Annotated in this window: 12 protein-coding genes; 6 read left to right on the top strand and 6 right to left on the bottom strand. The window is 68.4% G+C overall.

What is annotated here, in order from left to right:
* The first annotated feature begins 188 nt into the window (after positions 1-188).
* Complete coding sequence (locus tag DID96_RS27085; RefSeq protein ID WP_124602318.1) at positions 189-2,552, top strand: UvrD-helicase domain-containing protein; 2,364 nt, start codon at positions 189-191, stop codon at positions 2,550-2,552.
* Between the two features lie 8 nt (positions 2,553-2,560).
* Positions 2,561-3,343, top strand: coding sequence for a 5'-methylthioadenosine/adenosylhomocysteine nucleosidase (locus DID96_RS27080; RefSeq protein WP_124602317.1), 783 nt, complete (start codon positions 2,561-2,563; stop codon positions 3,341-3,343).
* A 107-nt stretch (positions 3,344-3,450) separates the two neighbouring features.
* On the opposite strand, the gene DID96_RS27075 is transcribed toward DID96_RS27080, so the two are convergent.
* Positions 3,451-4,692, bottom strand: a complete 1,242-nt coding sequence (locus DID96_RS27075) for an MFS transporter (protein WP_124602316.1) — start codon at positions 4,690-4,692, stop codon at positions 3,451-3,453.
* 404 nt (positions 4,693-5,096) lie between these two features.
* On the opposite strand from DID96_RS27075, the gene DID96_RS27070 reads away from it, so the two are divergent.
* Positions 5,097-6,752, top strand: a complete 1,656-nt coding sequence (locus DID96_RS27070) for a methyl-accepting chemotaxis protein (protein ID WP_124602315.1) — start codon at positions 5,097-5,099, stop codon at positions 6,750-6,752.
* A 201-nt stretch (positions 6,753-6,953) separates the two neighbouring features.
* On the top strand, positions 6,954-7,976 hold the full coding sequence (locus DID96_RS27065; RefSeq protein WP_185732369.1) for an EpsG family protein: 1,023 nt from the start codon (positions 6,954-6,956) through the stop codon (positions 7,974-7,976).
* A gap of 55 nt (positions 7,977-8,031) precedes the next feature.
* On the opposite strand, the gene DID96_RS27060 is transcribed toward DID96_RS27065, so the two are convergent.
* The 4 genes from DID96_RS27060 to DID96_RS27045 are packed head-to-tail and all read right to left on the bottom strand — an operon-like array spanning position 8,032 to position 12,959.
* Complete coding sequence (locus DID96_RS27060) at positions 8,032-8,910, bottom strand: HlyD family secretion protein (protein WP_124602313.1); 879 nt, start codon at positions 8,908-8,910, stop codon at positions 8,032-8,034.
* 12 nt (positions 8,911-8,922) lie between these two features.
* On the bottom strand, positions 8,923-9,126 hold the full coding sequence (locus DID96_RS27055) for a DUF1656 domain-containing protein (RefSeq protein WP_124602312.1): 204 nt from the start codon (positions 9,124-9,126) through the stop codon (positions 8,923-8,925).
* Positions 9,123-11,324, bottom strand: a complete 2,202-nt coding sequence (locus DID96_RS27050; protein ID WP_124602311.1) for an FUSC family protein — start codon at positions 11,322-11,324, stop codon at positions 9,123-9,125. Before DID96_RS27050 ends, DID96_RS27055 begins: the two co-directional genes overlap by 4 nt.
* A 15-nt stretch (positions 11,325-11,339) precedes the next feature.
* Complete coding sequence (locus DID96_RS27045) at positions 11,340-12,959, bottom strand: efflux transporter outer membrane subunit (protein WP_124602310.1); 1,620 nt, start codon at positions 12,957-12,959, stop codon at positions 11,340-11,342.
* A 157-nt stretch (positions 12,960-13,116) separates the two neighbouring features.
* Between DID96_RS27045 and DID96_RS27035 the strand changes: the two genes are divergently transcribed.
* Complete coding sequence (locus tag DID96_RS27035; RefSeq protein WP_124602309.1) at positions 13,117-14,058, top strand: LysR family transcriptional regulator; 942 nt, start codon at positions 13,117-13,119, stop codon at positions 14,056-14,058.
* Between the two features lie 116 nt (positions 14,059-14,174).
* Positions 14,175-14,330, top strand: a complete 156-nt coding sequence (locus tag DID96_RS38445) for a hypothetical protein (protein WP_185732368.1) — start codon at positions 14,175-14,177, stop codon at positions 14,328-14,330.
* An 81-nt stretch (positions 14,331-14,411) separates the two neighbouring features.
* Here DID96_RS38445 and DID96_RS27030 read toward each other — a convergent pair whose 3' ends face one another.
* A complete protein-coding gene (locus DID96_RS27030; protein WP_124602308.1) occupies positions 14,412-15,296 on the bottom strand; it encodes a metallophosphoesterase in 885 nt (294 codons plus the stop codon).
* Between the last annotated feature and the right edge of the window lie 25 nt (positions 15,297-15,321).

The following is a 15,321-nucleotide window of genomic DNA, read 5'->3' as shown; positions in this document are numbered from 1 at the left end:
AATCCGACGATTATAAATGGATGCACATCGGCCAGCCATCGCCCGGCCCGTGCGGGCGCGTCGAGAGCCCGTCGTGGCGCGGCATCGCGCGGATCGACAGGGGGGATTGCACGCGACAGTCCGAGCATCGCGCGCGGCGGACTTATAATGTCGGGTCCGCTTTCCTTACGCACGTCCGCTGCCGCTCCATGCCCGATCTGCTCGCCAACCTGAACCCTGAACAATACGCCGCCGTCACGTTGCCGAACGAACCGGCGCTGATCCTCGCAGGGGCGGGCAGCGGCAAGACCCGCGTGCTGATCACGCGGATCGCGTGGCTGATCCAGCACGGCTACGCGTCACCCTCGACGGTGCTCGCCGTCACCTTCACGAACAAGGCCGCGCGCGAGATGATGGCGCGCCTGTCGGCGATGATGCCGATCGATACGCGCGGCATGTGGATCGGCACGTTCCACGGGCTGTGCAACCGGATGCTGCGCGCGCACTACCGCGACGCGGGCCTGCCGCAGACGTTCCAGATCCTCGACACGGCCGACCAGCTGTCCGCGATCAAGCGGCTGATGAAGGCCGCGAACGTCGACGACGAGAAGTATCCGCCGAAGAACGTCCAGTACTTCATCAACAACGCGAAAGAGCAGGGGCTGCGGCCCGACAAGGTCGACGCGACCGACAGCTTCAACCGCAAGTTCGTCGAGCTCTACCACGCATACGACCAGCAATGCCAGCGCGAAGGCGTCGTCGATTTCCCCGAGCTGCTGCTGCGCTGCTACGAGCTGCTCGCGCACAACCCGCCGCTGCGCGCGCATTACCAGGCGCGCTTCAGGCACATCCTCGTCGACGAGTTCCAGGATACGAACAAGCTGCAGTACGCGTGGCTCAAGCTGCTCGCGGGCGGCCAGAACGCGATCTTCGCGGTCGGCGACGACGACCAGTCGATCTACGCGTTCCGCGGCGCAAACGTTGGCAACATGCGCGACTTCGAGAACGAGTTCCGCGTGCGCAACCTGATCAAGCTCGAGCAGAACTACCGGTCGCACGGCAACATCCTCGACGCGGCGAACCAGCTGATCTCGAACAACGCGCACCGGCTCGGCAAGAACCTGCGCACCGACGCCGGCCACGGCGAGCCCGTGCGCGTGTACGAGGCGTCGACCGATTCGCAGGAGGCCGGCTGGATCGTCGAGGAGATCCGCTCGCTGATCAACACCGGCATGGCGCGCAGCGAGGTCGCGGTCCTGTACCGCAGCAACGCGCAGTCGCGCGCGATCGAGCACACGCTGATGACGGCCGGCATCCCGTACCGCGTGTACGGCGGGCTGCGCTTCTTCGAGCGGCAGGAAATCAAGCACGCGCTCGCGTATCTGCGCCTGATCGACAACCCGAACGACGACACCGCGTTCGCGCGCGTCGTGAACTTTCCGGCGCGCGGCATCGGCGCGCGCTCGATCGAGCAGCTCGCGGATGCCGCGCGGCTGTACGGCTGCGCGATGGCCGCGGCGATCCCGTACGTGACGGGCAAGGCCGGCACGAGCCTCGGCGCGTTCGCGAACCTGGTCGCGAAGATGCGAGCCGACACGCAGCAGATGAGCCTGCCCGAGACGGTCGAGTATGTCGTGCGCGCGAGCGGTCTCGCCGATTTCTACCAGGGCGAGCGCGAAGGCCAGGACCGGCTCGAGAACCTGCAGGAACTCGTCAACGCGGCGACGGCGTTCGTCAGCGAGGAGGGCTACGGTCTCGACACGCCGGCCCGCTCGATCCCGCTGCGCGCGGGCGCGATCGCCGCGCCGGAAATCGCCGCGGCGCCGGACAGCGCGGCAGCCGATGTGCTGGACCCGGCCGCGCTCGGCGACCCCTCACAGAACCCCGATACGATGACGCCGCTCGCGGGCTTCCTGTCGCACGCCTCGCTCGAGGCCGGCGACAACCAGGCGCAGGCCGGGCAGGACGCGGTGCAGCTGATGACCGTGCACGCGGCGAAGGGGCTCGAGTTCGCGGCGGTGTTCATCACCGGCCTCGAGGAGGGGCTGTTCCCGCACGAGAACAGCGCGATGGAAGCGGCCGGTCTCGAGGAAGAGCGGCGTCTGATGTACGTCGCGATCACGCGCGCGAAGGAGCGGCTCTACCTGTCGTTCGCGCAGAGCCGGATGCTGCACGGGCAAACGCGCTACAACGTGCGCTCGCGGTTCTTCGACGAACTGCCGCAGCACGTGCTGAAGTGGCTGACGCCGAAGGTCGAGGCGGGCGCGCGCTGGGGCGGCGGCCGCAGCGACAACGCGGGCTGGGGCCGCGACTGGTTCGCGCGGCCGGGCGCCGGGCGCGAGCAGATCGTCGATGCCGCCGTGTCGGCGCCGCTGCCCGCGTTCGCGGACCAGCAGCGCGCGGCCGGCAGCGGTTTCCGCGTCGGCCAGCAGGTGTTCCACAACAAGTTCGGCGAAGGCACCGTTACCGCGCTCGAAGGCAGCGGCGCGGATGCGAAGGCCCAGGTGAAATTCAAGCGGCATGGCGAGAAGTGGCTCGCACTCGCGGTCGCGAAACTGCAGGCGGTTGAATGAGCGCATACATGAGTTCTGCAATGTCCACCCGGCCGCTCGGCATTCTCGCCGCGTTGCCCGAAGAACTCGGCGACCTGATCGCCGAAATGCGCGCGGAGGGCGTGGTCAGGACGATCACGTTCGGCCGTCGCGACTATCACCTCGGCACCGTGCACGGCGCCGCGTGCGTCGTCACGCTCGCGCGGATCGGCAAGGTCGCAGCCGCTGCGACGGTCAGCGCACTGATCCACGTGTTCGGCGTCGCGGGGATCGTGTTTACCGGCGTCGCCGGCGGCGTCGCGCACGCGGTGCGGGTCGGCGACGTCGTCGTCGCGGACACGCTGATGCAGCACGATCTCGATGCGTCGCCGCTGTTTCCGCGCTACGAGGTGCCGCTGCTCGGCATCACGCATTTCGAAACCGATCCGGGGCTGACGGCCCGGCTGAAGGACGCGTGTGCGCAATTCATCGCCGAGGAGGGCGGTGTGCTCGCCGAGCGCTTCCGGCTGGCCGGCGCGCAGATGCGCAGCGGGCTCGTGATCAGCGGCGATCGCTTCGTGTCGAGCGAGCGGGAAGTCATCGCGTTGCGCGATGCGCTGCCCGATGCGCTGGCAGTCGAGATGGAAGGCGCCGCGATCGCGCAGGTGTGCGCTGAACACGACGTGCCGTTCGCGCTCGTGCGCACGATTTCGGACACCGCCGACGATCACGCAACCCAGTCGTTCTCGCACTTCCTGTCGGCGATCGCGGGCACGTATTCGTCCGGCATCCTGAAGCGTTTCCTGAAGCTGCATGCGGCGACGGCGGCCTGAGCGCCGCCGCTGTCGTAGCCGCCATCGTTCCCGCCGTCGTACTCGTCGTACGCTCATCTGCATGACCCCGGCGCGCGTCGTCGCGCGCCGGGGCAGCGCATGTCACGTCAAGCCTTCTTCGCGCGCCGGCTTCCTTCGAGATCCGGCAGAAACACCGTCAGCACGCCGATGAGCGGCAGGAACGAGCACACCTTGTAGACGAACGCGATGCTCGTCGCGTCGGCGAGCTGGCCGAGCACCGCGGCGCCGACGCCGCCGAGCCCGAACGCGAAGCCGAAGAACAGCCCGGCGACCGTGCCGACCTTGCCGGGCATCAGTTCCGTCGCGTAGACGAGGATCGCCGCGAACGCCGACGCGAGCACGACACCGATGATCACGCTCAGCACGCTGGTCCAGAACAGGTTCGCGTACGGCAGCAGCAGCGTGAACGGCGCGACGCCGAGGATCGACACCCAGATCACGTACTTGCGGCCGATGCGGTCGCCGACCGGCCCGCCGATCAGCGTGCCGGCGGCCACGGCTGCGAGGAACACGAACAGGTGGAACTGCGCGGCCTGCACCGACAGGTGGAACTTGTCGATCAGGTAGAACGTGAAATAGCTGTTGATGCTCGCGAGATAGAAGTATTTCGAGAACACGAGCAGCACCAGCACGCTCATCGCGGCCATCACGCGGCCGCGTGACAGCGTCGCGTGCGCCGCGTGCGCGGCCTTCTTCCTGATCGACGGATGCTTCTTGTACCAGTGGCCGATCTGCGTGAGGACGATCATCGCGACGAGCGCGGCCGCCGAGAACCACGCGATGCTGTGCTGGCCGTGCGGAATGACCACGAGCGCGGCGAGCAGCGGCCCGAGTGCGGAGCCCGCATTGCCGCCGACCTGGAACACCGACTGCGCGAGCCCGTGCTGGCCGCCCGACGCCATCCGCGCGACGCGCGACGATTCCGGATGGAACACCGACGACCCGCAGCCGACGAGCGCCGCGGCCGCGAGCAGCATCGGGAAGCTCGGCGCGACCGACATCAGCAGCAGCCCCGACAGCGTGAAGCCCATCCCGATCGGCAGCGAGTACGGCTGCGGGCGCTTGTCCGTATAGAGGCCGACGACCGGCTGCAGCAGCGACGCGGTGATCTGGTAGACGAGCGTGATCAGCCCGATCTGCGCGAACGACAGCGAGAACTGGCTCTTGAGCATCGGATAGATCGCGAGGATCAACGACTGGATCATGTCGTTGAGCATGTGCGAGAAGCTGATCGCGCCGAGCACCGGGTAGGCGATGCGGGCTGCGGGCGGTTGGGTGGTGGGCTGAGTGGCCTGGCTGGCGGCACGCGTGTCGAGGCTGGTTTCCATGTGAGCTGAGCGAGTTGAGGTGGGGATGCGCTCTTGTGAAACGGCGCGTTGGAATCGTTGCGGCGTCAAAGAAGTGTAATGTGGCGCATGACGAATGTCAGGCCAAGTTTTGTCGTGAATCGGCCATCGATCCCACGAATCGGCCATCGGCAACGTAAATCGATATCTGCCCGACATTTTGGCCGGCTATAACGCTGGCGGCGCACAGACGCAGCGGCAACCGCGCGGCGTCGTGCCGGATGCGTGTTTTACCGGACTCAAGTAAAGCGGCCGGCCGCCGTAGAACTGACGCATCACCATAACAACATGCCGAACCGCACCGGGCCGGACGCGCGGGCGCGGCAGCCAGCGGATGACGCCGGAACCGATCTTTCCGGCAGCGTGAACAATACGGGGATATATCGATGAAAGCAGCTTCACTGCGCCCGCAGCCGGGCGCTCCGGCCGTCATGACCGACAGCGGCGCCGCGCGCGCTGCCACGCGCGGACGCCAACCCTGGAGCGTCAAGGCGGCGCTGCGCGCCGCGTTCGCGGTGCTGCTGGCCGGCACGCTCGCGATCGGCGTGTTTTCGCTCGCGCAGATCAACCGGCTGAACGGCTCGATTGCGTCGGTCTACGAGCAGGGCCACGTTGCGAGCCGCGCGGCGGAGGAGGTGCGGGCCGAGGTGCTGCGCGCGAGCCGCGCGCAGAAGTCGCTGCTGACCGCGACGACCGCGAAGGAACGCGACGATCTCGGCGCGGAGATCGACGCGGGACTGGCGTCGATCGGCCGCGCGCTCGGCACGCTGCAGCGCTACGCGGATCCGGCGGACGCGGACGATTCGGCGCGGCTGCGCGCGTTCGCGTCGGCGGTCGGCACGTGGAGCGGCCATCTGCGCGATTTCGTGACGCTCGTGCGCGCGCAGCCGCTCGACCTGTCGCAGATGAACTGGCAGGTCGGCACGCAGGACGTGTCGCTGCTCGTCGAAACCGGCAAGCTCGAGAAGCTCGTCGCCGATCTCGTGAAGACGCGTGGTGCCAAGTCGAAGGCGACGCTCGATGCGTCCGCAACGATCTTCTCGTCGTCGATCGCGTTGATCGCCGCGATGACCGCCGCGCTGTTCGTGCTGGCGTTCGTGGTTGCCGAGCGCGTCGTGCGCCGCCTCGTCGCGCAGCTCGGAGGCGAGCCCGCGTATGCGAAGGCGATCGCGGCGGACATCGCGCGCGGCGACCTGACGCGGCCGATCGCGCTCGGCAAGCATGACCGCGACAGCATGGTCCGCGCGCTGTCCGAGATGCAGGCGGGGCTCGCGTCGACCGTCGGCGAGATCGCCGTCAGCGCCGAGGCGATCGCGGCCGCGTCCGGCGAGATCTCGATGGGTAACCTCGACCTGTCGCAGCGCACCGAGCAGCAGGCGGTCGCGCTCGAGCGGACCGCGGCCAGCATGGAGCAACTGACGTCGACCGTGCGCCAGAACGCCGAGAACGCGCGCCAGGCGAGCGCGCTCGCGGCGAACGCGTCGGCGGTCGCGGAAGCGGGCGGCGAAGTCGTCGGCCGGGTGGTCGCGACGATGAGCGAGATCGACGACAGCGCGAAGAGCATCCGCGACATCATCGGCGTGATCGAGGGCATCGCGTTCCAGACCAACATCCTCGCGCTGAATGCGGCCGTCGAGGCGGCGCGCGCCGGCGAGCAGGGGCGCGGCTTCTCGGTGGTCGCCGGCGAGGTGCGCTCGCTCGCACAGCGTGCGGCGACCGCGGCGAAGGAGATCCGGTCGCTGATCGGCGCATCGGTCGAGCGCGTCGCGAACGGCGCGACGCTCGCGCACGATGCCGGCCGCACGATGGACGACGTGGTGCGCGCGGTGAAGCGCGTGACCGACATCATGGGTGAAATCTCGGCCGCGTCGAGCGAGCAGAGCGCGGGCATCGACGAGATCGGCCGCGCGGTCACGCAGATGGATGACGGCACCCAGCAGAATGCGGCGCTCGTCGAGCAGGCGGCGGCTGCCGCACGCGCGCTCGACGAGCAGGCGCAGTCCCTCAAGGCACTGGTCGGGCGCTTCCGGTACGCAGCCTGACAGGCGCGGCGCGGGGCGGTGCCCGTCAGGCCCGCGCGATATCGTTCGATAGCGTCAATCTTGTCGATCAGGGACAAAACCCGACAGTCACGGCGCGCGCTATCTCATAAAATGCGCGTCGAGACAGATTGGGGGCCAGGACCTGCGATGCGCAGTGTACCGCAACGGGCACGCGCGACGAGCGGGTCGATCGACATAACGATGATTGCTTATCTGACGGGATACCTGTGCATGCTTGCGGCGGCCGCGGCCGGCACCCGGATGCGTGTCGCCGGCTGGCGATGGCTTGCGGCCGGCATTGCGCCGGCCGCGGTGATGGCGATGCTGCGCGGCGCGACGGGCACCGACACGGCGTCGTATCTCGACATCATCGAGGGCATCCGGACCGGCAATCCGGTCAAGACCGTGCGCACGCTCGAGCCGGGGTTCGTCTGGCTCGTCCGTGCGCTCGAATGGATCGGGCACGACCCGCGCATCACGGTCGCGATCGTCACGCTGCTGGTCGTGATCGCGTGCATCGTGGCGTTCGGACGCAGCGACGGCGACGCGCTCGTTTTTGCCACGGTGATCTTCCCGCTGTTCTTCTACGACATGGCGATGAACGGGCTGCGTTACGGGCTCGCGTTCTGCGTCGCGAAGATCGCATCCGACGCGTGGGACCGGCGCAGGCACGGCACGTCGATCGCGCTGGCGGTCGCGGCAACGGGCATGCATATATCGGCGGTGCTGCTCGTCACGCTGCTGCAGATCCGGCGGATACGCGCAATGCGCTATGTCGGCCTGATGGCTGCGATCGCCATCGTGACGTTCGCCGCGCGTCACAAGGAACTGATGATCAAGTTCGGCACCTACGCGGCGTTCACGCCGCCCGCGCAGATGTCGGGGGCGGCGCCGCTGCTGCTCGCGCTGCTGGTGCTCGGCGCGGGCTGGGCCTTGCTCGGACGCATGCCGCGCACGCTGGTGTTCCTGTTCGCGTGCGAGATCGCGAGCTTCCTGCTCGCGCGCATCAGCTACGCGGGCCTGCGCTTCCAGTGGCTCGTGCTGTTCGCGATGGGCTGCCACTTCGTGCCGCTGCTGCGCGTGCCGGACGTGAACCGTCGCTGGGTGATCGTGGCGCTCGTCGTGCTCGGCGCGGTCGGCTTCGCGCTGCGGCTGCGCAACATGCTGGCGGAGTACGGGATCGGCCCGTCGCCGTTCCTGCCTTACCGGTTCTTCTGGGAGTGACGCCGCCGCGCGGATGGTCCACCCTCCGCCGCGGCCGCGCGCATGACCGCCGTCGTTACGACTTCTTCTGCTTGTTGTCCGGATCGATGACGACCGTGCACGTCGTGCCGGCCGACAGCAGCACGCCGTCCGGCACCTCGTCGATCTTGATCCGCACCGGCACGCGCTGCGCGAGGCGCACCCAGTTGAAGGTCGGGTTCACGTCGGCGACGAGATCGCGGCTTTGCGGGTTGTCGCGGTCGTAGATGCCGCGCGAGATGCTCTCGACATGGCCCTTCAGCACGCCGCCGCTCATCAGCCGCATCTCGGCCGGCGCGCCGACCTTCACGCGCGGCAGCTTGGTTTCCTCGAAATAGCCGTAGACCCAGAACGAGTGGCTGTCGACGATCGCGAGCTTGGCCTGGCCGGCGGTCGCGTAGTTGCCGTTGAACGTCTGCAGGTTCGTGATGTAGCCGTCGACCGGCGCGACGACGCGCGTGCGCTCGAGGTTGAGCTTCGCGGCGTCGAGCGCGGCGAGCGCCTGCTGATACTGCGCATCGGCGCTCGATGCGCTGTGCGCTGCGTTCTCGCGGTTTTCCTTCGACACGACGAGCGCATCGAGGTCCGCGCGGCGGGCCGCGTCGTCGCGCCGCATCTGCAGTTCCGCGCGGCGGGCGGCGACGGCGGCCTGGGCCTGCTCGACCGCGATCTGGTAATGCGACGGGTCGATCTGCATGATCAGGTCGCCTTTCTTCACGAGCTGGTTGTCGTGCACGGGCAGCTCGACGATCGCGCCCGACACGTCCGGCGCGACGTTGACGATCTCGGCGCGCACGCGTCCGTCGCGGGTCCATGGATCGTCCATGTAGTGCACCCAGAGCGAGCGCCCGATCAGTATCGCGACGATGAGGATGACGGCTGTCGCGACGAAGCCGAAGAGTTTGCGCAGGATCATGATTGTTCTATATCAACGGTAAACGGCGAGACTCAGTCCGCCGCAGATGCAGACGAGGAGGCAGGCCCGGAACAGCGACGGGTGCCAGACGACACGGTAGAGCCCGGTGTAGGCGAGCAGGCGGTCGACTGCCCACGTGCCCAGCGCGCCGACGACGAACATCAGCACGACCGTGGGCATGTAGGCATCGAGGATGGCGATTTCACGCGGCATCATGACAAGGCTCCTGGTTGGGGGCGCGCAGCGCGGCTGCGGTTCAGCGACGCGAGCGGCGATTCCTGATCGAGCAGCGCGGTGCGCACGAAATGCAGGTGGCTCAGGATCCGCTGCAGCTGGTGGCGTTCGTCGCGCGGCGGCGCGAACGCGACGAGCGCCTGCCGGGTCGCGTCGATCGCGGCCTCCGTTGCGGCGAGCGTCGTGTCGAAGCGGTCCGCGGACGGCTTCGAGAACAGCGCGGCGAGCGCCGTGCGCATTGTTTCGATCGCGCGGCGCCACGGCATCGTTGCCGCGTAGCGCGGGTCGGGCGGCAGCGTCGCGAGTTCGTCGCGCAGGTCGATCGCTGCGTTGCCCGCCTCGAGCACGGCGAACATCCAGCGCAGCGCGTCGCGTTGCGCGTCCGGCTGGTCGGCCGAGATCACGTGCGCCTGGTACATCAGGTCGCGCGCGCCGCTCTCGAAGCGCGTGCGCAGCCCGGCGAGGCGTGCGTGGCAGGCCGCGACGGCCTGGTGGCGCAGGTCCGCGAACAGGCGCTTCTTCAGCCACGGCGCGGTCGGCGGGAACAGCACCGCGAACGCGATCGCCGACACGAGCATCGACAGCACGAGCGCGAGCGCGTCGTTCATGAATCCGCTCGGGTCGTAGTGCGTGACGCTGTCCGGGCCGGCCAGGAAGCAGAAGAAGATCAGGTAGCCCATGCCGTAGCCCGCGAGCTTTGGCTTCAGCGTCATGTAGATGCCGATCGCGAGCAGCGGCGCGAGCGCCACGCACAGCAGGACGAAGCCGTCGATCCGCGGGTAGATCCCGAACATCAGCAGAAAACCCGTGCAGACCGCGAGGGCCGTGCCGATGCCCATTTGAGCGGACATCGCGGTCGGGCGCGGCGTCGACGACGCGAGTGCGCAGGTCGCCGCCGCCGTCAGCACCATCGTGACGCCGCTTGGCCATGCGGTCTCGATCCAGAACCAGCCGAGCACGAGGATCACGGTCGCGGTGCGGATGCCCGCGATCAGCGCAGCCGTCAGGTTGGTGCGCGGCTCGTAGCGCTCGATCCAGCGTTCGCGCTCGTGCGTCGCGGTCGCGAGCGACGCATAGGTCGCCGCATACTCTTGCAGATCGGTGATGAAGCGGTACAGCAGCTCGGCGGCCGTGTCGAAGTCGAGCAGCGGGAAGTCCGGCTGCGTTTCGAGTTCCGCACGCGTCGCGCGGATGCGGCGCGGCAGCGCGTCGCGCCACGCGAGCAGTTGCTCGGCCGAGTGCTCGGCGTCCGCCGACGTGCGCACGGGTTCGCCGTTGCGCGTGAGCAGCGGCGCGATCTCGCGGAAATACGGCTCGATCGCATCGATCGCGGCCTGCGCGCCGGCCGCGTGCAGCCGGTTCATCAGCTGGTGCAGCGCGTGGAAACGGCTCGATGCGCTCATGAACTCGCTGTTCAGCCGCGCGAGGCGGCCGCTGCGCATGCGCGTGTCGGGGTTCTCGAATACCGCCATGCTGCGCGCGGCCTCGAAACCGACCACGTCGGCGACGAAGCGGGTATGGATGGTTTCGATGTGTGTGCGGTCGAGCTGGCCGGACAGCGCCGACGCGACGTAGTCGACGAAACTCCCGAAACGCTTGCGCACCGTCGTGCGCATCTGCTCGCCCGTGTACTGCGGAAACACGAGCGCGCTGACGACACCGGCCGACACGATCCCGACGATGACCTCGGAGACACGCGTCATCGCGCTCATGAATGCGCTGTCCGGGTGCTGCGACGCGGGCAGGCCGATCAGCGCTGTCGTATAACCGGCGAGCAGGAAGCCGTAGCTGCGGAAGTTGCGGTTGCGTGCGGCGCCGGCCGTGCACAGCGCGATCCACAGCGCGATGGACAGCAGGAACAGTTGCGGCTGCTGCGGGAACAGCCCGACGAACGTGAGCGTCGCGATGAGGCCGAAGATCGTGCCGGCCACGCGGTAGAAACTCTTCGCGAGCACGGCGCCGCTTTGCGGCTGCATCACGATGAACACCGTGGTCATCGCCGTCTTCGGTGCCGGCAGGTCGAGCCGCATCGACACGCCGACCGAGATGAACGCGGCGAGCAGCGCCTTGGCGAGGTAGAGCCATGCGGCGCCGTCGGTGCGTGCCCAGTCGCCGAACGCGGCGTACCAGGCCGACAGCGAGCCGCCGGCGTGCGTGGAAGCGGGGGAGGAGGCTGACATGGCTCGCGCTCCGCGTTACCGTGCGGCCGGCGTGCCGGTCGCGCTGGCGGTTGCGACCTGCGCGGGCCGGGCGGCCGACGCCACGGGCTTCGCGCCGGACGTGGCGGCAGGCGCCTGGGCGCCATGCGCGCCGGCATTCGATGCGGCGGCAGCGGGTGCTGCATCATGCTGCGGCTGGCCGCCCTGTCCGTCCTCGCCCGTCTCGACGCCGCCGCCGAGCGCGGCCATCAGCTGCGCATGCGCGGCCAGGCGTTCCGCATCGATCCGCGCGGCCGTTTCCTGCGCACGCAGCAGTTGCTGCTGCGCGACCAGCACGTTCACGTAGTCGGTCAGCCCGCGCCGGAAGCCCTCGCGCGACAGCTGGTAGCTGCGGTCGTTCGCGGCCACCGAGCGCGCGGCATCCTTCTTCTGCGTGTCGAGCGAGCGGATCCGCACGACCTGGTCGGCGATGTCCTTCAGCGCGCCGACGATCGTCTGGTTGTATTGCTCGACCGCCTGGTCGTAGCCGGCCGACGCCGCGCCGAGCTGCGCGCGCAGGCGGCCGCCTTCGAAGATCGGCAGCGACAGCGCGGGGCCGGCCGTCCAGCCGCCGTTCATCGCGCGCAGGAAGTCGGCGAACGGCGCGGTCACGCCGAAGCCGCCGACGGTCGCGAGCAGGTCGATGTTCGGGTAGAACGCGGCCTTCGCGACGTCGATGCCGCGCGCTTGCGCGTCGACCTTCCAGCGCGCCGCGACGACGTCCGGCCGGCGGCCGAGCAGGTCGGCCGGCATGGCGGACGGCAGGCTGGCCGGCGCGTCGAGCGCGAGCTTCGGCCGCGTGATCGAATCGCCGGCGCCCGGGCCCTTGCCGGCGAGCGCGGCAAGCTGGTGGCGCGCGAGCTGGATCGCTTCCTCGTACGAATCGATCTGGCGCTCGTAGTCGGGCAGCGTCGATTCCGCCTGGCTGACTTCGAGCTGCGTACCGATGCCGGCCTGCAGCCGCTTGCGCGCGAGATCGGCGACCGCGCGCTGGCGCTCGAACGTCTCGTGCGCGAGGTCGAGCAGCGCGTAGTTCATCGACAAGCCGACATACGCGCGCACGACGTTGACCTCGAGCTCGAGCCGCGCCGCGCGGGCATCGGCCGCGGTCGCATGCGCGACGTCGAGCGCGCGCTCGGTCGCGTTCTTGTCCTTGCCCCACAGGTCGAGGTGATACGACAGGCCGAGCGTGCCGGTGTTGTTCCAGGTGTCGGCGTTCGCGAGCGGCCCCGGGCCGTAGAACACGTTGTCGGGCCAGTGCTCGCGCATCAGCGACAGGTTGCCGTTGATCTGCGGCAGTTCGGCTGAGTGCGCGACGCGGGCCATCGCCTGCGCCTCGCGCACGCGCGCCTGCGCGGCCGCGAGCGACGGGTTGCCGGCCTGCGCGGCGGCGATCCACGCATCGAGCTGCGGATCGTGATACGCGCGCCACCAGTCGGCCGCGGGCCAGCCGGCGTCGCGATCGGCCGCGCGGATGGCCGCACCGGCGTCGAGCGATGCCGGGTCGGTCTGTGTGGACTGCGGCTTGTTGTCGCCCATGCTCGCGCATCCGGCCATTATTAATGAGACTGCAAGAACCGCGGCTGCGAGCGTCCCTTTTATTGCCGGAGACTGCACGATTTTCTCCCTTTCGGATATAGATGAGCCGGATAGGATTATATTTTTCAGCGATTCCTGAATAAATGGACAACGGTGCAAGTCATTTTTACGAATGCTGAGATAATATTTGTACGCCCCTGTGCAACAATCCTGTCGGATTCAAACGGGTAATGGCATGGATACGTTACAGAACATGCGGGTATTCGTCCGCGTGGTCGACGCCGGCAGCTTCACCGCGGCCGCACAGCAGATGAATTCGACGACCGCCTACGCGTCGCGCGCCGTCTCGGACCTGGAGGCGCACCTGCGCACGCGGCTCCTGAACCGGACCACGCGCCGGATCGCGCTGACCGAGGCCGGCGAACGCTATCTGCAGCGCTGCGAGCAGATCCTCGCGTACGTCGACCAGGCGGAAGCGGAGGCGAGCGACGCGCATGCGCACCCGTCGGGCAAGCTGAAGGTGCATTGCTTCACGAGCCTCGGCCAGCACTACACGGTGCCGGCCGTGTCGCGTTATCGCGAGCGCTATCCGGACGTGCACGTCGATCTGACGCTCGCGCAGCGGATGCCGGACCTGCTCGACGAAGGCTACGACGTCGCCATCGTCGTCGGCCGCGAGCTGCCGGATTCGGGGCTCGTGTCGCAACGGCTCGGCGAAACCTACAGCGTCGCCTGCGCGTCGCCCCGATACCTCGAGCAGCATGGCGTGCCGCAGCGGCCGCAGGATCTCGCGCAGCACGTCTGCCTCGGGATGGTCGCGCCCGGTTTTCAATACGACGAATGGACGCTGTCCGGGCCGAACGGCGACGAGCGCGTCGCGCTGTCGGGGCCGCCGTTCCGCGTGAACGTCGCCGAGGCACTCGCGGTGGCCGTGCGGGAAGGGATGGGGATCGGCGTGCTGCCGCTGTACTCGGCGATCGCCGGGCTGCGCAACGGCAGTTTCGTGCGCGTGATGCCCGAATACCGGTCGCACGTGATGGGCATCTACGCGCTGTATCCGTCACGCCAGTACCTCGACGCGAAGATCCGGACCTGGGTCGATTTCCTGCGCGACGAGATACCGGCGACGCTCGAGGCCGACGAGGCCGCGCTCGAGCAGTTCGCGCGCGCGACATGATGTCGCGTTGTTGCGCAATCTAACGAGATTTGTCCTTCGTGCAACACTTTTTTACCTTCGTCCGGCCGGCAGTTTGATACTGTCTGATCCAGAGTGACCTGCAACCCGGAGTAGCAATGAATACGCACCTGATGATCGGCCTTGGAATCCTGTTCGGCGTGATCGCCGCCGTCGCGTCGCGCGACCTGCTGCGCGCGATGAAGGCGCGGATGCAGCCGGCACCGGTGCGGGTGCGCTCGGCGTCGGAGGCCGCGCGCCGGCTCGGGCGTTGAAACGTCGCGAATGACGCGTTCGAATCGCCTCTTCGAAGCACGCGCCGAATTACACCCCGAATCACACCCCGTATCACACCTTCAGTCCTGACGCTCGGCGGGCGCCGGCTCGCGGATGGCCGGCACGTCGAGCGTCACGACCTTGTCCCACGCGAACGCGGTGTTTTCCCGCTCGCCGCTGCGCCGGTGAATGTAGCCGCGCGGATTGCAGACGACGCGTGTGCCGTCCTCCGTCACGTAGTCGAATGACGTATGCGTGTGGCCGTGCACCCACAGTGCGACCGGCGCCCGCACGAGTCCCGCCAGATCGTTGACGAACCCTGCCGATACCGGATCCTGCGCGTAGCGCTCGGCGAGCGAACGCCGGTGCGGCGCGTGGTGGGTGACGACGATCGTCGTGCCCGCGAACGGCGTCGCGAGCTGCGCTTCGAGCCACGCGCGCGAGCGGCGGTGCAGCGCGAGCGCATCGGCCGGCGTGAAATCGCGCTCGGCGCCGCGCTCCGGCGCATCCTTGCCGGCATGCAGCGCCGCGTCGTGCGGCCACGTCACCTGGATCAGTCCCTTGAAGTCGAGCATCACGCGCGATGCCGCGTCGATCGCATGCGCGATCCCGGCGGCGTCATCGCCGAACAGCGCGAAGTCGGTCCAGAACGTCGTGCCGAGCACCCGGAAGCGCCCGGCCGGATCGACGTAGACGTCGTTGTTCAGGTAGTGCACGTTGTCGAGCGCGCGCGCCGCGTCGCGCATCGCCGCTTCGAGCGCGCCGAATTCACCGTCGTAGTACTCGTGATTGCCCGGCACGTAGATCACGGGCACGTCGGGGTCGAACGTCTCGGCGGCCCAGCGCAGGCCTTCCGCGTGGTTGTGGATGTCGCCGGCCAGCACGACGAGATCCGCGTCGGCATGCGGGATGACTTCGGGCAGGTTGCCTTCGAGATGCAGGTCGGACAGCACGCGAACTTTCACTGGCGTCGCTCCGGAACGGTTGTCT

It is taken from the genome of Burkholderia sp. Bp8963, from assembly GCF_003854275.1.
Taxonomy (GTDB): domain Bacteria; phylum Pseudomonadota; class Gammaproteobacteria; order Burkholderiales; family Burkholderiaceae; genus Burkholderia.
This window is presented reverse-complemented; position numbering and strand designations above follow the sequence as displayed.